This is a genomic window from Actinacidiphila paucisporea, assembly GCF_900142575.1.
GTDB lineage: Bacteria > Actinomycetota > Actinomycetes > Streptomycetales > Streptomycetaceae > Actinacidiphila > Actinacidiphila paucisporea.
The window spans coordinates 167026-184085 of record NZ_FRBI01000003.1; the positions used below are offsets into that span (position 1 = coordinate 167026).

The following is a 17060-nucleotide window of genomic DNA, read 5'->3' on the forward strand; positions in this document are numbered from 1 at the left end:
AAGGGGCTCTTGCACCGAGATTTTACCTGAGGAAGGACCAAGGTGTCGGCTCACCCTCCCGGGCATCCTCCGCCGGACTCCGTCCGGAGGTGGCCCCTGCTGCTGGTCATCGATCCGGCAGCGCGTGCGACCGACGGCGAGTCCGTGCGAATCGCGAAGGATGTCCTTTGTGCGGGGGCCCCTTCTGTGAAGATCGTCTTCCCCGAGTCCGCCGAGGAGGCCGAGCGCGCCCTGGCCCACCGCGGCCGCCGCCACCCGGTGGTGCTCGGCGACGACCAGGCCCTGCTGCGTACGGTCCGCTCCCTGCACCGCGACCGGACCCTGCACGACGCACCGGTCTCGCTGGTGCCGATCGGGCCGCGCTCCAGGCTGGCCCGCGCGCTCGGCGTGCCCGGCGACGTCCCGGCGGCGGCCCGCGCGGTGCTCGACGGCGTGCAGCGCGAACTGGACCTGCTGGTGGACGAGAGCGGCGGCATCGTGCTCGGCGCGCTGAGCATCCCGTGCGGCAGCCCCGTCTCGCAGACCGCGGCGCACTGGTGGACACCGGTGGAGAAGACCGCCCGCTCCCTGGTCCGCACCCTGACCGCGCCGATCCCGGCCGGCGGCCACCAGCCGCCCCGGCAGCGGCTGCGGGTGGAGGCGGACGGCGTGCTTCTGGTCGACCTCGACCAGCCGGTGCAGGAGATCTCGGTCCGCCCGGCCCCCGCCGGCTTCGCCGAGGTCTACGTCCGGCGTACCGAAGGCGCCTCCCACGTACGGGCCAGGGCGCGCACGGTCACCGTCTCCGGGCGGGACTTCCGCTACCGCGCCGACTGGGCCATCACCGGACCGGTCCGGACAAGGACGTGGACGGTCGAGCCGGCGGCCTGGCGGCTGACGGTGCCGCGGCGCCCGGAGCCTCACCAGCCCACCAGCAGCTCCTCCACCCCGCGGATGACGTAGTTCGGCCGCCAGCGCGGCTCCGACAGCAGCTTCATCCCGGGGGCGTGCCGCAGGAAGGTGCCGAAGGAGGCGCTCAGTTCGAGGCGGGCCAGCGGGGCGCCCAGGCAGTAGTGGATGCCCGCGCCGAAGCTGACGTGCCGGTTGTCGAAGGCCGGGCGGGTGACGTCGAAGCGGTCGGGCTCGGCGAAGCGGGCCGGGTCGCGGTTGGCCGAGCCGAAGAGCAGGGCGACCTCGGAGCCGCGCGGGATCACCGTGCCGCCGACCTCGATGTCGTCCAGGACCCAGCGTTCGAAGAGCTGCAAGGGCGTGTCGTAGCGCAGCATCTCCTCCACCCCGTCCCGCAGCCGGTCCGGCACGTCCTGGAGGACGCGCAGCTGGTCGGGATGCCGGAAGAGGGCCAGCCAGCCCAGGGTGGTGGTGTTGACGGTGGCCTCGTGGCCGGCGTTCAGCAGCAGCACGCAGGTCGACACCATCTCCTGCTCGCTCAGCACGTCGCCGTCGTCCTGGACCGCGATCAGCGCGCTGATCAGGTCCTCCCCGGGATCGGTGCGCCGGGCGGCGATCAGCTCCCGCAGATAGCCGGAGAATTCCTCGCTGGCCGCCACGGCGGCGCGGGCGGCGCCCTCCCCCGGGTTCAGCTCGTACATCCCGGTCATGGCCGCCGACCAGGGCCGCAGCTGGTCCCGGTCGCCGGCCGGTATGCCCAGCATCTCGGCGATGACCGCCACCGGCAGCGGCTCGGCCACCCGGGCGTGCAGGTCGCCGCCGCCGTCCGCGTGGAGGGAGGTGATCAGTTCGGCGGCCAACCGCTCGACGGTCGGCGCCAGTTCCTCCACCGTGCGCGGGGTGAAGGCCTTGGCGACCAGCCGGCGGATACGGGAGTGCGCCGGGGTCTCCAGGTCGAGCAGGCCGTTGTTGTTCAGGACGGTGAAGGGTTCGAGGTCGGCGGGCGGCGGGGTGCGGCCGAATTCCTCGTGGGTGAAGCGGTGCAGATAGGTGCGGCCCAGGCGGCGGTCCCGCAGCAGCGCGTTCACGTCGTCGTAGTGCGGGATCAGCCACTGCCGGGTCGGCTCGTAGTAGTGCGCGCGGCCGGCCGCCCGCAGGTCCTCGTACGCCGGGTAGGGGTCGGCGGCGAAAGCGCGGGAGTGCGGGGTGAAGACAGCGGAAGGAAGGGTCATGGCAGCTCGATGAGTCCGTGTTCGCGCAGGTAGTCGAGTTGGGCGCGGACGGACAGCTCCGCTGCGGGCCACAGTGCCCGGTCGACGTCCGCGTAGACGCGGGCGACCACCTCGGCCGGGGTGCGCAGCCCGGACTCGACGGCGGTCTCGACCTGGGCGAGCCGGTGGGCACGGTGGGCGAGATAGAACTCGACGGCGCCCCTGGCGTCGCCGAGCACCGGGCCGTGGCCCGGCAGGACGGTGTCCACACCGCCGTCGACGGTGAGCGCCTGGAGCCGCCGCAGCGAGTCCAGGTAGTCGCCGAGCCGGCCGTCGGGGTGCGCGACCACGGTGGTGCCGCGGCCCAGCACCGTGTCGCCGGTCAGCACCGCCGCGTCGGCGGGCAGCAGGAAGGACAGCGAGTCGGCGGTGTGGCCCGGGGTGGCCACGACCTGCAGTTCGAGGCCGCCGGTAGTCACCGTGTCGCCCGCGGCCAGCCCCTCGTCGCCCAGCCGCAGCGCCGGGTCGAGGGCGCGGACCGGGGTGCGGGTCAGCTCGGCGAAACGGGCCGCGCCCTCCGCGTGGTCCGGATGGCCGTGCGTGAGCAGGGTCAGGGCGACCCGCTTGCCCGCCTGCTCGGCGGCGTCCACGACCCGCGACAGATGGCCCTCGTCGAGCGGTCCCGGGTCGATGACGACCGCCAGCGGCGAGTCGGGTTCCGCGACGATCCAGGTGTTCGTGCCGTCCAGGGTCATCGGGGAGGCGTTCGGCGCGAGCACGCACAGCGCGCGGGCGGTCGCCCACCCGCCGACGCCGGCCCGCGGCCGCCCGGGAGCGGTCCCCGCGCTCATCGCGCCCCACCCCCGGGTGCGTCGCGGGTGAATTCGTCATGCCCCGGCCAGGTCAGGACGACGGCGCCCGCGGCGTCCACGGTGGCCGTCGCGATGACCGGTGTGAGATCGCGCCCCGCCGCGGCGGCCAGTGCCGCGGCGGCGGAGTCGTACGGAAGCAGGTCGCGCAGCATGGTGATGGTCGGCGGCAGCATCACCAGGTCGCCGCGGCCGTAGCCGGCGACGGCGTCGGCCGGCCGCAGCCACGCCGTGCGGTCCGCCTCGCCCGACACGTCCCGGGTGAGCTGGCCCGCGGGCAGCGCGGCGAGGAAGAACCACGTGTCGTAGCGGCGCTCCTCGAACTCCGGGGTGATCCAGCGGGCGTACGGCCGCAGCAGGTCGGTGCGCAGCACCAGTCCGCGGCGGTCCAGGAAGTCCGCGAAGGCCAGGTCGTGCCCGACCAGGGCCGCGCGGTCGGCCTCCCAGTCCTCGCCGGTCGTGTCGGCCACGACGGTGCCGGCGTCCGGCCCGGCCAGCAGCACCCCGGACTCCTCGAAGGTCTCCCGCACCGCCGCGCACACCACCGCCTGGGCGGCGGCCCGCCCGACACCCAGCAGCGCCGCCCACTCGTCCAGCGCCGGCCCGGCCCACCGCACCGGCCGCTCGTCCCGCGGGTCGACCCCGCCGCCGGGAAAGGCGTACGCACCGGCGGCGAAGGCCATCGACGCGCGGCGCCGCAGCATATGCACCGCCGGGCCACCGGTTTCCCCGGTGTCCCGCAGCAGCAGCACGGTGGCCGCACGCCGCGGCACCACGGGCGTCAGCTCCCCGCGGGCCAGCGCCCGTACCCGCTCCGTCCAGCCCCCGGGCACGGCGGCCCCGCTCAACTTCCCCATGGGCGCGAGCCTACGTGCCCCGAAGCCCAGCTTCGAGCCCCGCACCTCTTCCCGGGGCTCGAAGCCCCGACCCCCTACCGGCGCCCGGGCCGCCACCGCCCCAGCCCGGCTCCTCGGTCCACCCGGACCACCGGGGGTGGGTCGCCACCGACCCAAAGGGGCTAACCGGTCCGATCCGGACCACCGGCCGGTGACCGGCTGAGCGCGCAGTTCCCCGCGCCCCCGGGTGCGCCCTCTGCGGACAGACGCGCCCCTCAGAGGCGGCGCCACCACCCACCGCCGTATGGCGACGGGTGCGCGTGGGCGTACCCCAGGCACAGCGCTGCGGGAGAACGGAGCGACCAGCGCACCACTGGTGACAGCATGGCGACGAACCGCCACCACCCCAGGGGCGCGGGGAACTGCGCGACCAGCCACCGACCGCGCGCGGGTCGCCACCGACCCAAAGGGGCTAACCGGTCCGATCCGGACCACCCGCCGGTGACCGGCTGAGCGCGCAGTTGCCCGCGCCCCCGGGGGCACCCCACGGGTCGCCACCGACCCACAGGGGCTAACCGGTACGCCCCGGACCACCGGCCGTGGACCGGCTACCGCGGCGCCGGCCGCAGGGCGGACGCAGGCCCCGCGTATCCCAGGCCCCCGGGGGGCACCCTCACGGCTGGGGGACCGCCCCGGAGGGGAGGAGTTCGACCTGGATCTCGACCTCGACGGGGGCGTCGAGCGGCAGCACCGCGACGCCCACGGCGCTGCGCGCGTGCACGCCCTTGTCCCCGAGGACCTCCCCGAGGAGTTCACTGGCGCCGTTGACGACGCCGGGCTGACCCGTGAAGGAGGGGTCGGAGGCGACGAAGCCCACGACCTTGACGACGCGCGCGATCCGGTCGAGGTCGCCGGCGACCGACTTGACCGCGGCCAGCGCGTTGAGCGCGCAGACCCGCGCCAGCGCCTTGGCTTCTTCCGGCGTAACCGACGCGCCGACCTTGCCGGTGGCGGCGAGCTTGCCGTCGACCATCGGGAGCTGGCCCGAGGTGTAGACGTGCAGGCCGGTCCGCACGGCCGGCTGGTAGGCCGCCAGCGGCGGGACGACGTCGGGCAGCGTCAGGCCCAGCTCGGCGAGCCGGGTGGCGACCGCCCCGCTCACGCCTGCTTCTCCCGCTTCAGGTAGGCCACCAACTGCTCGGGGTTGTTGGGTCCCGGTACGACCTGGACCAGCTCCCAGCCGTCCTCGCCCCAGGTGTCGAGGATCTGCTTCGTCGCGTGCACGAGCAGCGGCACGGTCGCGTATTCCCACTTCTTCGCCATGCCGCGACTTTATCGCCTCGCCGGGACCCAGGGCGTGGCCCGCCCCTTCAGTGGTTAGGCTCGCCAGGTGAGCGCTCAACAGTCATCCGCCGTCAGGCTCCATATCGTGACCGGCAAGGGCGGCACGGGTAAGACCACGGTCGCCGCCGCGCTGGCGCTCGCCCTCGCGGCAGAGGGCCGGCGCGTACTGCTGGTCGAGGTCGAGGAGCGGCAGGGCATCGCCCAGCTGTTCGAGACCGAGGCACTGCCGTACGAGGAGCGCAGGATCGCTTCCGCATCGGGCGGCGGCGAGGTCCATGCGCTCGCCATCGACGCCGAGCTGGCGATGCTGGACTACCTGGACCTGTTCTACAAGCTGGGCCGTGCCGGCCGCGCCCTCAAGAAGCTCGGCGCCATCGACTTCGCCACCACCGTCGCGCCCGGCATCCGCGACGTGCTGCTCACCGGCAAGGTGTGCGAGGCCGTCCGCCGCAAGGACAAGGCGGGCTGGCCGGTCTACGACGCGGTCGTGCTCGACGCCCCGCCCACCGGCCGCATCACCCGCTTCCTCAACGTCAACGACGAGGTCGCCGGCCTGGCCAAGATGGGCCCGATACACAAGCAGGCGCAGTCGGTGATGCGGGTGCTCAAGTCCTCGCAGACGGCCATCCACCTGGTCACGCTGCTGGAGGAGATGCCGGTCCAGGAGACGATGGACGGCGTCGCCGAGCTGCGGGCCGCCGGCCTGCCGGTGGGCGCGGTGATCGTCAACATGGTGCGCCCGGTGCTGCTGGGCGACGGTGACCTGGCCAAGGCCGCCGCCGACCGCAGCGCGGTGGCCGTCGGCAAGCGGCGTACCGCGGTGGCCAAGGCGCTGTCGCAGGCCGGTCTCGGCGGCGCCCGGCGCGGCGGCGTCGCGGAGCGGCTGGTCGACCCGCTGCTCGCGCAGGCCCACGAGCACGCCCAGCGGGTGGTCCTGGAGCGCGAGCAGCGCGCCGAGATCGCCGCGCTGGGCCTGCCGGTGCGCGAGCTGGACCTGCTCAGCGACGGTGTCGACCTCGGCGGCCTCTACCGGCTGGCCGACAGCCTGCGCAAACAGGCCGTACCCGGGATCACCTACCCGGCCGCCCTCGTGCCGGACGCGCAGGCCGACGACGCGTTGGACGACGACGTAGAGGTAGACGAAGACGTGGACGTGGCGGCCGACGACATCCTGGACGACGACGTAGACGTGGACATGCACGTGCCGGACGAGGACGTAGCGGACAGCGCAGCCGACGACGAGGACGCGTGAGATGAGCCTGGAGAGCCCCCTACTGGAGATCGACCCGCTGCTCGACGACCGGAAGACCCGGATCGTCGTCTGCTGCGGCTCCGGCGGCGTCGGCAAGACCACGACGGCCGCGGCCCTCGGTGTGCGGGCCGCGGAGCGCGGGCGTACGGCGGTGGTGCTGACCATCGATCCGGCCCGCAGGCTCGCCCAGTCCATGGGCCTGACCGAGTTGGACAACACCCCGCGCGAAGTGGCTGGAATCGATCGGTCGGCGGGCGGCTCGCTGCACGCGATGATGCTGGACATGAAACGGACGTTCGACGAGGTCGTCGTCCAGCACTCCGACCCCGAACGGGCCAGGGGGATCCTGGAAAACCCTTTCTACCAATCGCTGTCGGCCGGTTTCGCCGGTACTCAGGAGTACATGGCGATGGAGAAGCTGGGCCAGCTGCGCGCCCAGGACGCCTGGGACCTGATCATCGTGGACACCCCGCCGAGCCGTAGCGCGCTGGACTTCCTCGACGCGCCCAAGCGCCTCGGGTCCTTCCTCGACGGCCGTTTCATCAAGCTGCTGATGGCTCCGGCGAAGGTCGGCGGCCGCGCCGGGGTGAAGTTCCTGAACATCGGGATGTCGATGATGACCGGCACCCTGAGCAAGGTGATGGGCGCCGGACTGCTGCGTGACGTGCAGACCTTCGTGGCGGCGATGGACACGATGTTCGGCGGCTTCCGCACCCGCGCCGACGCCACCTACCGGCTGCTCCAGGCCCCGGGCACCGCCTTCCTGGTGGTCGCGGCACCGGAGCGGGACGCGCTGCGCGAGGCGGCGTATTTCGTGGAGCGGCTGGCCGACGAGGACATGCCGCTGGCCGGGCTCGTGCTGAACCGGGTGCACGGCAGCGGGGCGGCCCAGCTGACCGCGGAGCGCGCGCTCGCGGCGGCCGAGGCGCTGGAGGACTACGCGGCCGAGAACGCGGCGGAGGACGGCACGGAGGGCGCCGCTGTGGACGCGGCACCGGACCCGGACGGCGGCCCCGCAGAAAATCTTGCCGGCGGCGGCATTGTGGATCACGGTGCCGGGAATGCTGACTCCCGGCAGCACCGGCCGGACAGCACTGACGAAGACGACGGCACTGGCACCGGTGACACGGAGCGACTCGCCGCCGGACTGCTGCGCCTCCATGCGGAACGCATGCAGGTGGTCGCGCGTGAACGACGCACCCGCGACCGCTTCGTGTCCGTGCATCCGGAGGTGCCCATGGTGGATGTCACCGCCCTGCCGGGCGACGTGCACGACCTGGAGGGCTTGCGGGCGATCGGTCAGGAACTCGCGGAGGGTCAGCCCGCGGCGGCGTAGTCGTCCTCGTCACCGAGCGGCAGCAGACCGGTGCTGCGCTCGTACTCGGTGCGGGCGGTCTCCAGCAGCCTGCGCCAGGAGGTCACCATCGGGCGGCGGCGCAGCAGTGCCCGGCGCTCCCGCTCGGTCATGCCCCCCCACACCCCGAACTCGACCCGGTTGTCGAGCGCGTCGGCCAGGCATTCGGTGCGTACCGGACATCCGGTGCACACCGCCTTCGCCCGGTTCTGCGCCGCACCCTGGACGAACAGTTCGTCCGGATCCGTCGTCCTGCACGCGGCCTGCGTGCTCCAGTCGGTTACCCAGCTGCTCATGCTGGCGCCGTCCTCTCCCGAATCGAGGCTCCCCCACGGCGGCAACCGGCATATTCACCGGTGCCAGTTGGGACGTTACGGAAGGTAGGCGCGACGCAACAGCCCTTTCAGGCCCAATCTTGCATGGCCCGAATGGACTATGCGTGCCCAGCAGATCACCCAACGGAGTGACTGCTGGTCATATCGGAACTATGGGGCGATTCGGTCTGATATCACCCGCCGAAAGGACCAAGTCCTCCGGCATATACCGAAATTCGGGCACTTCTCATCACTCACAAGAGTGACGACGGGGGACAGTGATGCGCCGACGTTCGCATCCTGTCTGTTACAGACTAGGCGAACACCTGGGCGTACGTCCGGGGAATCGCCACGTAGGCTGCCCTCATGGCTCACAAGCGTTCGGGCGGGGGGCTCACGACGGCCCAGCAGGCCGCCAAGTTCCTCGGCGTCAGTGTTCTGGCCGGCGCGGTCCTGGCGGGAATAGCCCTGCCGGCCGCCGGTGCGCTCGGCCTGTCCGCGAAGGGCACGGCGGCCGGCTTCGCCGACCTGCCGGGAGAGCTGAAGGCCCCGCCCCTCAGCCAGGCGTCCAAGATCCTGGACTCCAAGGGCGGCCTGATCGCCACCGTCTACTCGCGCGACCGCACGGTCGTCCCGATCAGCGCCATGAGCCCGAACATGCTCCAGGCCATCGTCGACATCGAGGACTCGCGCTACTACGAACACGGCGCCCTCGACGTCAAGGGCATCCTGCGCGCGCTGAGCAACAACGCCTCCGCCGGCGGCACCCAGGGCGCCTCGACGCTGACCCAGCAGTACGTGAAGAACGTCTTCATCGAGGAGGCGGGCGACGACCCCACCAAGGTCGCGCAGGCCACCCAGCAGACCATCGGCCGCAAGATCAAGGAGATGAAGTACGCGATCCAGGTCGAGAAGGAGCTCGGCAAGAAGAAGATCCTGGAGAACTACCTCAACATCACCTTCTTCGGCGAGCAGGCCTACGGCATCGAGGCCGCCGCCCAGCGCTACTTCAGCACCTCCGCGAAGAAGCTCACCCTGACCCAGGCCGCACTGCTGGCCGGCATGGTCCAGTCGCCGAGCCGCTACGACCCGATCAGCAACGAGCAGACGGCTCTCAACCGGCGCAACACGGTGCTGGCGCGGATGGCCCAGCTCAAGGACATCACCCCGGCCCAGTCCGCCGCCGCGCAGAAGGCCCCGCTCGGCCTGAAGGTCAGCTCCCCGAAGAACGGCTGCATCACCGCCGTCAACGGCGCCGGCTTCTTCTGTGACTACGTGCGCGAGACGTTCCTGCAGAACGCCACGTTCGGCAAGACCAAGACCGACCGGCAGAAGACGTGGGACATCGGCGGTCTGACGATCAGGACCACCCTCGACCCGAAGGCGCAGACCGCGCTGCTCAAGGGCCTGGGCAAGCACGTCTACAAGAGCGACAACTTCGTCGCCGCCGACACCATGGTCCAGCCGGGCACCGGCAAGATCGTCGCCATGGGCCAGAGCAAGCCCTACGGCTTCGGCAAGAACCAGACGCAGATCAACCTGTCGGTCGACAAGACCATGGGCAACAGCATCGGCTTCCAGAACGGCTCGACCTTCAAGCCGATCACGGCGGCCGCGGCTCTCGAATCGGGCTTCAAGGCGGACCAGGCCTACCCGTCGCCGTACAAGATGGACACCTACCCCGATGTCAAGAACTGCGCCGGCCAGACGCTGCACTACAAGAACGTCGGCACGCAGAACGAGATGCCGTCGGAAGTCGGCCCCTATGCCATGCCCGACGCCCTGAAACACTCGATCAACACGTACTTCGTGGCGCTTGAGGCCGACGTCGGCCTCTGCCCGATAGTGAACATGGCCTCCAAGCTCGGCTTCAACCGCGCCGACGGCAATCCCCTCATCCAGAGCGCCTCGCTCACCCTGGGCGTCAACGAGGTCTCGCCGCTCACCGTCGCGGCGGCCTACGCGGCCTTCGCCAACCGCGGCGTCTACTGCACGCCGGTCGCCATCGAGTCGGCCACAGGACCGAACGGCAAGCAGATGACCGTGCCGAAGAGCCTGTGCAGCCGGGCCATGTCGACGAACACCGCCGACACGCTCAACAGCATGCTCAAGGGCGTCGTCGACGACGGCACCGGCACCGCGGCCAACCTGCAGGGCCGCGACACGGCGGGCAAGACGGGTACGACCGACGACCGCAAGGACGCCTGGTTCGCCGGCTACACCCCGCAGCTGGCCTCCGCGGTCTGGCTGGGCGACCCCTTCGGCAAGGGGCGCAAGGGCACGCGCCTGTCCATGGACAGCAAGGACATCAGCACGATCAACGGCGGCCTGCCGATCAAGATCGGCCCGAAGACCTACGACAAGGTCGAGGGAGCCACCGGCCCCGCGCCGATCTGGAAGGACGCGATGTCCGGCGCCCTCAAGGGCACCGAGCCAGAGTCCTTCATCACGGTGCCGCTGCCCGACTCGCCCCCGAAGAGCGACCCGAACAACCCGAACAACCCGACCCCGCCCGCGAACGACGGCAAGGGCAACGGCGGCACCGGCGGCCCGCCCAACCCCTTCCCGAGCTTCACGATCCCGCCCGGGATCACGGGAGGCGGCAACGGCCGCTCCGGCGGAGGCAACGGCGGCAACGGCGGCCCGTGACCCGCACGGTCCGACGGTGAGCCGGTAAGGGGCGCCCCTCCCTGAGGGGCGCCCCTTACGCGTGCGGGTGTGCGTCAGCCGGCGAGCTGCCGCTTGACCTCGGCGGCGACCCGGCCGCCCTCCGCCCGCTTGGCGACCTTCGGATTGACCAGCTTCATGACGGCGCCCATACCCTTGGGCCCGGTCGCGCCCGACTCGCCGATCGCCTCCCGCACGATCGCGGCGATCTCCTCGTCGGTGAGCTGCTGCGGCAGGTACCCGGCGAGGACCTCGCCCTCGGCCCGCTCACGCTCCGCGGACTCGGCGCGGCCGCCCTGCTCGAACGCCTCGGCCGCCTCGCGCCGCTTCTTCGCCTCCCGGGTGATCACGGTCAGCACCTCGTCGTCGGAGAGCTGCCGGGCCGTGGTGCCTGCGACCTCCTCCTTGGTGATGGCGGTCAGCGTGAGCCGGAGCGTGGCGGAGCGCAGTTCGTCACGGCCCTTGATCGCCGTGGTCAGGTCGTCCTTGAGTCGCTGCTTGAGCGTCGTGGTCATGCCCCGATTTTCGCACCACGGCGAGGCGCACGCCCCGTATTAAGCCCGCGCATCAAACCGTGGCCCACGGTGGGCCCCGGCGCCCGTACCGGCCGCGTCCCGGACTCTGACACGATGGGCGTATGCGCGCGCGATACGGACTTCCTCTCGGTGTGACGGCGGCAGGCGCGGCCTGCGTGGCATACGCGGCCGGTTTTGAGGCGAGGTCCTACCGGCTGCGCCGGGTGGACGTCCCGGTGCTGCCCCCCGGGATGCGGCCGATCCGCATCCTCCAGCTGTCCGACATCCACATGGTGTCCGGCCAGCACAAGAAGCGCCGCTGGCTCCAGTCGCTGGCGGGCCTGCGCCCCGACCTGGTGGTCAACACCGGCGACAACCTGTCCGACCCCACCGCGGTCCCCGAGGTCCTGGACGCCCTGGGCCCGCTGCTGAGCTTCCCCGGCACGTACGTCTTCGGGTCGAACGACTACTACGGCCCCAAATTCCGCAACCCCGGCCGCTACCTGGTCGAGAAGGCCCGCGGCCAGCACGGCCTGAACGGCAAGAGCGGCGGCGCCCACGGCGTCATCCGCAACCCCTGGGGCGACCTGCGCGACGCGTTCGACGCGGCCGGCTGGGTCGGCCTGAGCAACACCCGCGGCCGCATCAAGCTCGACCACGGCCCGGTCCTGGGCCTGACCGGCCTGGACGACCCGCACATCAAGCGCGACCGCTACGCGGCGGTGGCCGGCGGCCCCGACCCGGACACCGATTTCACCATCGCCCTGGTCCACGCCCCCTACCTGCGCGTCCTCGACGCCTTCACGGCCGACCGCTACCCCCTGATCCTGGCCGGCCACACCCACGGCGGCCAGCTCTGCATCCCCTTCTACGGCGCCCTGGTCACCAACTGCGACCTCGACACCGACCGCGTCAAGGGCCTCTCCACCCACACCGCCACCGGCTCGACCGCCTACCTCCACGTCTCCGCCGGCTGCGGCACCAACCGCTACACCCCCCTCCGCTTCGCGTGCCCCCCCGAAGCCACCCTCCTGACCCTGACCCCCGCCTCCTCCTGACCCCCGCCTCCTCCTGACCCCCGCCGAATCCGGATTTCGCCTCCGGCCCCGGGTCCGCTAAAGTAAACCCCGTTGCACCGGGGTGTGGCGCAGCTTGGTAGCGCGCTTCGTTCGGGACGAAGAGGCCGTGGGTTCAAATCCCGCCACCCCGACTCCAAAGCAGCAGGTCAGGGCCCTGATCCTTCCGAGGATCAGGGCCCTGATGCGTTCCCGGAGGCCCCTTGGGAGCCATTTGGGAGCCAACCTCGAAATCCGGCTTCCAGCCGTGGAGCCGCGGGTGTGGCGCCTTGGTCAGCCCTTGGGTGCCAGAGACACGAGTGTGGCGAGGAGGGAGGGGAGCAGCAGCAAAATGGAGCGACGGACGTAGCGGTTCTTGACGTGCGCAATCCTGCTGGTCTCTTCGAGAGCTCGGAGGAGCCTCGATTCCGGTGCTCTACTGGTGTCCTCGATAGCCGCTGGCAGGCGGGCCTGGTGCTGTGCCCGCACCACGTCCTCGAAGTAGGTGAGCAGGCGTATGCCCTGGTGCAGCGGGGTATCTCGGCGCGGAATGAGGACCAGAAGGAGCGCCCCGAGGGCTGCCGCGGTGCTGAACACGGCGCTCCACCAGAACAACTGCGCCCACGGTGAGGTGGCCGGCCGGCGGACGATGAGCAGGCTGAGCAGTGAGCCGTCGGTGGCGATCAGGATCGCGGCCTTCCCGTCGGCCCGGCCGATCTCCAGGTGGTTGTGGGCGATCAGCTCGCGCAGCAGGGCCGTGGTGCCGGGAGGCGATGGGGACCTTCTGGCTCGGAGCCGGTTGGGGCGACCTACCGCATCAGCCTCCGGGCGCGGGCTCACCAGGGTCCCCCAGGCGCACCCTCGGTGCCCGCGTCACTCACTTCGCGCACCCGATTCAGCGTTTCCTCGCCCTGTGGCACGCCCGCGTCGCTCAGGACCTCGGCGAGTTTGACACCGAGGAAAGCACGGTCGGCGCCGGTAAGGCTCTGCAGCACGGAGGCCAGGGACTGCTCCCAACTGTCCGGCTGAGACAGCGCGCTCCGATGCGTAATGGTCCACTCAAGGACATCCTTTGCCTGCTCGGGGTGGTAAAGCAGCCAGAGCGCAGCCAAGCCGTGCGGACCGCCCGCGACCACGTCCCGGTAGAACCGATAGGCCTCGTGATGCTCCGCGCCCCATACCGCCGGAAGGACGGGCCCGGCTGGAGGACTCGTATCGCCAGGTGACCGGGGGAGCAGCCGGTACGCGATCCCGTATCCCTGCAGCTCATAGGCGACGCGGTAGGGATCGGGCGGGCCGACCTCGAAGGGAGGGCGAGATGCCTCGGGGTGCCTTGGTCCCAGTCCCCGAGAAGCGGCATCAGCGGCGACGCGCCCGGCGACTTCTTCTTCGGTCAGCGCTTGCCGGGCGACGATCACGGGGTCGATCACCCACCAGATCACGGTGTGCGGAGACGTCGCGCCCGATGGCGCCCGGCCATCCCTGTCGCGCCCGCGGTTCGGCGCCTGCACCTGGCACTCGTATTCGGTGAGCGAGACCCAGCGGGCGTCGGTCGGGGTCGTCTGCCAGGCGTGGAGTAGCGACGGCCTTGGGTAGGTACGGGATGCGCGCCGATTCGGGTACTCCACTCGGTCCGCGTCGTCCGGGTGGAGAAAGACCAGGGCCCGGCCGCCGAGAGCGCTCCGGCCCCTGCGAAAGGTCAGCAGGCACCACAGGGGCGAAGAAGTCAGCGGCTCGACCAGCGGCTTGTTCACGGGCGTGTCCCTTCGGAGATGGCGGCGGCGGTGCGGGCGCGATAGCGGGAGAGCAGGAAGGTGACAACCCCACGACGGCCGTTCGATGCGTCGGAGAGGGCGGCCAGCAGCTCGGCCAAGCAGACGCGCTGCCGGCTGTCGGGGGACGAACCGACCACGGTCAGCGCCTCCGCCATGGCCGGATGGGAGGCGGGATTCTCCAGTGCGGCAGTGACCAGCGGTAGGAGGCCTTCTTCCTGAGCGGCAATCAGTTCCGCCAGGTGAAGTCTCAGAGCGGTCGGGCGGAACGGTCCGGCAGAAGCGGTGGGGCTGAGCGCTGTGATGGCGTGGACCGCGTACACGCGGCGGAGCGAGCCGACGGGTTCGGTGAGCCACTCAGTCAGGCGACCGAGTACCGCCGGGCGATTCGACTCCTCCGTGAGCAGGACGTTCAGTGCGAAAGTGACGGCACTGCGGAGTCTCGGCTTCAGTTCCTCGTCGCTTCCCTGCAGAATCGCGTGGAGCAGATCCAGAGCAGCGTTCGGACGGCTGAGCCCGAAGCTGCCCGCGCAGGTCTCTGCCACGGTGCAGCGCATGTTGACGTCGCGGAGGCGGCTCCAATCCCTGAGCTGTGCGCGCACTGCGCCGGACAGGTCCGGATTCTGCGCCACCTCTCCCAGCGCGTAGGCCGCCAGCCTGCGCCGCCAGCGGTCATCCGAAGAAGCGAATTCGTACAGCGGCTGGAGCCATTTCGGGCCGGTGGCGTGGCAGAGAACGACCCCGATGGCCCGGCCCGCCGCGAGATCGATTCCCAGCTGGTAAGGCATGTCTCGGAGAGCCGACCAGATGCCCTCGGACATCCCGTCGTAGTCCCACCACAGACGGCGCAGCAGGAACTCCGCCTGGTGCCTGCCTTGGAAGACGACCGGCTGTGACCAATAGCGGGTGCTGTTGGTCCGGACCACGCGCCGCGACAGCAGTTTCGCCCGTATCTCGGTCAAGCGGTCCTCGAAACTGCAGCCCAGGAGGTCCCACTGCGGTGAGGTGTCGGGCACCGGTGGCGGCACCGCCCCTCGCTGAACGGCCCGCTCGGTGATGTGATCACGGAGTCCGTTGGCGTACTGCCTGATGACCGTGCGGTCCTGGTGCTCCAACAGTGCGACAGCCGCCACGAACGCCAGTCCCTCGGCGCTGGCGCGTAGCCTGGTCAGCGTTTCCTGCACGGCCTTGTCTCCTCCGGTTCGGAGGTTCTCGACCGCGTCTGCCACTGATCGTTCGCCGATCGCCACCTCGCGCAGCTCTTCCGCGACGTCCACTCCCGCCACCGGCAACTGCACGGGTCCGACGTAGTCGGCGAAACGGGGCTCATCGAGGTGCGTCAGGGCCATGGAGAGCATGTGTCCTGGCAGTCTCCCCTCCTGCGCCATCGACAACAGATGCCCCTTCGCCACGTCGTATGCCGTCGGCGGGACGTGAGGCACCTGCCACGTCGCCGTGTCACCCGGCAGTGCCTGCCCGTTGCCCACGACGACGACCAAGGCGCCGCCGGTTTGTCCCAGCAGTTCTGTCAGAGCGAGCAACGCGGTCTCGCTGAGGGCAGCTGCGGCATCGGACGACAGCCCTTGCAGGAGGTAGCCGCGGGGGGCGGACGGCGACCATCTCGTCAGGTCCAGGCCCGGATCGAGGCCGATGAGGCCGCCTGCGCCGAACCGCTCACGGAGCAGCGCGAAGGCTGCCGTGCCCGTACCGGTTCCTCCACCTCCCCGCAGCAGCAGCACACGGCGGCCCAGCACCCGACGACAGGCGGCATGCGAGGGCGGCTCGACGAAGCCGCGTAGCCGCTTCTCCACTTCCTCAGCTGGGTAGGGACCCTCGCGGAATCGCGGATCGACAACCTCGTTGTCTGCCTCATCCGGCAACATGTGGAAGTGGACGTCCCTGGCCGTCCCCATGAATCCGGCCCCACCGCCGGAAACCCGTTGGCGATTCCCTTCGTATGTGGCGCCTCGCGCGGAGCGTCCCGCTTCGCCGGAATCATCCGCGCGCCCTGGTTCCCGGGCCGAGCCCTCGTCGGAGCGATCCGCGGTGTCGCTCGGTTCTTCGGCCGCGGTGTTCACCGGCCATCCTCGTGCGTGCCGCCGACGTGCTTGGAGCCGGAGACGTTGTCGCCGCTGCCCCAGTGCTGATTAGCGGCGCGATTTGCGGTGGTGGATCGGCCGGTGTAGGAGAAATCCCCTCGGACGTCACCCATGACGGCGGCGCCCTCCCCGACCTGCTGGGAGTTGCCCTGGTAGCGGGCTCCGGACGGCGCTGCGGCAGTGGGCGGCTCCAGCTCCCCGCCAGGCACCGGCTCCTTCTCCGGCAGCCCGGCACTCAGCAGGTTCCCCGACGGCGACGGCACGTACAGCCAAGCCCGTTGGGCGAAGCTCTTTCCTTCGACGGTCGCGGGTACTTCGGTGCAGTAGTCCGGAAGCAGCCGCGTGTAGCCGCCGACGACAGCATCCTGGTAGGCCCGGTCGGAAATGATCGCGACCAGGTGGGTGGTCCGCTCGCTTGCGGCGCTGAGCATCGCTTTGACCGGGCGCGAGTCAAGCAGCCGATGGGTGTCATTGCGGGCAGTGCCGTTGCCATCGCCGACGGCGCCCGAGTCGGGCAGCGGGCCAACGTGAACGCTGGCCCGAAGCCGAATGCGCGGCCCGACCGACGTCATGTTGTACCGGCCGAGTTCCTCGTCCAGGACTGCGAGGAACGGCCAGAGGACAAAGGGGAGGTGTGCTGGGTCGAAGCCGAAGACGATGCCGTCCCCGGTACTTGCCGGAAACCTCTTGGCGTCCCTCAGCACGGCGAGGCCGGCCTTCTCCAACGCATGGTCGACAAGCTGGGGGATCAGCTCGCTGACCGCGCCGTGCTGGACAGCCGGCAAGCCGGTGAAGTCCTTGGCGTCAACTGCCAGCAGAGCGCGATAAGGAGGCAGCGGCTGGCTCTCCGCGCCGGGAACGGGAACGCTTGTAGACATGGATCT

Annotated in this window: 15 protein-coding genes, 1 tRNA gene and 1 pseudogene; 6 read left to right on the forward strand and 11 right to left on the reverse strand. The window is 70.9% G+C overall.

The window, feature by feature from the left end:
* The first annotated feature begins 102 nt into the window (after positions 1-102).
* On the forward strand, positions 103-942 hold the full coding sequence (locus BUE44_RS06800; RefSeq protein WP_107415646.1) for a diacylglycerol kinase catalytic domain-containing protein: 840 nt from the start codon (positions 103-105) through the stop codon (positions 940-942).
* Here BUE44_RS06800 and BUE44_RS06805 read toward each other — a convergent pair.
* From BUE44_RS06805 to BUE44_RS36330, 5 genes are all read right to left on the reverse strand, one after another.
* The gene (locus tag BUE44_RS06805) at positions 900-2120 is read right to left on the reverse strand and encodes a cytochrome P450 (RefSeq protein ID WP_073494863.1); all 1221 of its coding nucleotides are present in this window, start codon (positions 2118-2120) and stop codon (positions 900-902) included. The genes BUE44_RS06800 and BUE44_RS06805 overlap by 43 nt on opposite strands.
* Complete coding sequence (locus BUE44_RS06810; RefSeq protein ID WP_073494865.1) at positions 2117-2950, reverse strand: MBL fold metallo-hydrolase; 834 nt, start codon at positions 2948-2950, stop codon at positions 2117-2119. The genes BUE44_RS06805 and BUE44_RS06810 overlap by 4 nt, the downstream gene beginning before the upstream one ends.
* Positions 2947-3825, reverse strand: coding sequence for an NUDIX hydrolase (locus BUE44_RS06815; RefSeq protein WP_073494867.1), 879 nt, complete (start codon positions 3823-3825; stop codon positions 2947-2949). Before BUE44_RS06815 ends, BUE44_RS06810 begins: the two co-directional genes overlap by 4 nt.
* A 652-nt stretch (positions 3826-4477) precedes the next feature.
* Positions 4478-4966 carry a RidA family protein gene (locus BUE44_RS06820; protein ID WP_073494869.1) on the reverse strand — a complete coding sequence of 163 codons (489 nt, stop codon included), beginning with the start codon at positions 4964-4966 and terminating at the stop codon, positions 4478-4480.
* Positions 4963-5127, reverse strand: coding sequence for a DUF4177 domain-containing protein (locus tag BUE44_RS36330; protein ID WP_073494871.1), 165 nt, complete (start codon positions 5125-5127; stop codon positions 4963-4965). The genes BUE44_RS06820 and BUE44_RS36330 overlap by 4 nt, the downstream gene beginning before the upstream one ends.
* Positions 5128-5194: 67 nt before the next feature.
* Here BUE44_RS36330 and BUE44_RS06830 point away from each other — a divergent pair.
* Positions 5195-6211 (forward strand): annotated as a pseudogene (locus tag BUE44_RS06830) (ArsA-related P-loop ATPase); the annotation flags it as partial.
* Positions 6212-6401: 190 nt separating this feature from the next.
* Positions 6402-7736 carry an ArsA family ATPase gene (locus tag BUE44_RS06835; protein WP_073494873.1) on the forward strand — a complete coding sequence of 445 codons (1335 nt, stop codon included), beginning with the start codon at positions 6402-6404 and terminating at the stop codon, positions 7734-7736.
* Here the strand turns inward: BUE44_RS06835 and BUE44_RS06840 are convergent.
* Positions 7718-8050 carry a WhiB family transcriptional regulator gene (locus BUE44_RS06840; protein ID WP_033175459.1) on the reverse strand — a complete coding sequence of 111 codons (333 nt, stop codon included), beginning with the start codon at positions 8048-8050 and terminating at the stop codon, positions 7718-7720. The genes BUE44_RS06835 and BUE44_RS06840 overlap by 19 nt on opposite strands.
* A 384-nt stretch (positions 8051-8434) precedes the next feature.
* Here BUE44_RS06840 and BUE44_RS06845 point away from each other — a divergent pair, with 384 nt between their 5' ends.
* On the forward strand, positions 8435-10717 hold the full coding sequence (locus tag BUE44_RS06845; RefSeq protein ID WP_073494875.1) for a transglycosylase domain-containing protein: 2283 nt from the start codon (positions 8435-8437) through the stop codon (positions 10715-10717).
* A 74-nt stretch (positions 10718-10791) separates the two neighbouring features.
* Here BUE44_RS06845 and BUE44_RS06850 read toward each other — a convergent pair whose 3' ends face one another.
* A complete protein-coding gene (locus BUE44_RS06850) occupies positions 10792-11250 on the reverse strand; it encodes a GatB/YqeY domain-containing protein (protein WP_073494877.1) in 459 nt (152 codons plus the stop codon).
* Between the two features lie 122 nt (positions 11251-11372).
* Between BUE44_RS06850 and BUE44_RS06855 the strand changes: the two genes are divergently transcribed.
* Positions 11373-12308 carry a metallophosphoesterase gene (locus BUE44_RS06855; RefSeq protein ID WP_073494879.1) on the forward strand — a complete coding sequence of 312 codons (936 nt, stop codon included), beginning with the start codon at positions 11373-11375 and terminating at the stop codon, positions 12306-12308.
* A 78-nt stretch (positions 12309-12386) separates the two neighbouring features.
* Positions 12387-12460, forward strand: a tRNA-Pro gene (locus BUE44_RS06860).
* A 139-nt stretch (positions 12461-12599) separates the two neighbouring features.
* Here the strand turns inward: BUE44_RS06860 and BUE44_RS06865 are convergent.
* Genes BUE44_RS06865 through BUE44_RS06880 form a run of 4 tightly spaced genes read right to left on the reverse strand, consistent with a single transcriptional unit; the run spans position 12600 to position 17054 of the window.
* A complete protein-coding gene (locus BUE44_RS06865) occupies positions 12600-13145 on the reverse strand; it encodes a Pycsar system effector family protein (RefSeq protein ID WP_235001939.1) in 546 nt (181 codons plus the stop codon).
* Positions 13142-14059, reverse strand: coding sequence for a hypothetical protein (locus tag BUE44_RS06870; RefSeq protein ID WP_073494881.1), 918 nt, complete (start codon positions 14057-14059; stop codon positions 13142-13144). The genes BUE44_RS06865 and BUE44_RS06870 overlap by 4 nt, the downstream gene beginning before the upstream one ends.
* Positions 14056-16155 (reverse strand): hypothetical protein, encoded by a 2100-nt coding sequence (locus BUE44_RS06875; protein WP_143172476.1) that lies wholly within the window; start codon positions 16153-16155, stop codon positions 14056-14058. Before BUE44_RS06875 ends, BUE44_RS06870 begins: the two co-directional genes overlap by 4 nt.
* Positions 16152-17054, reverse strand: coding sequence for a hypothetical protein (locus BUE44_RS06880; protein ID WP_073494885.1), 903 nt, complete (start codon positions 17052-17054; stop codon positions 16152-16154). Before BUE44_RS06880 ends, BUE44_RS06875 begins: the two co-directional genes overlap by 4 nt.
* Positions 17055-17060: the final 6 nt, after the last annotated feature.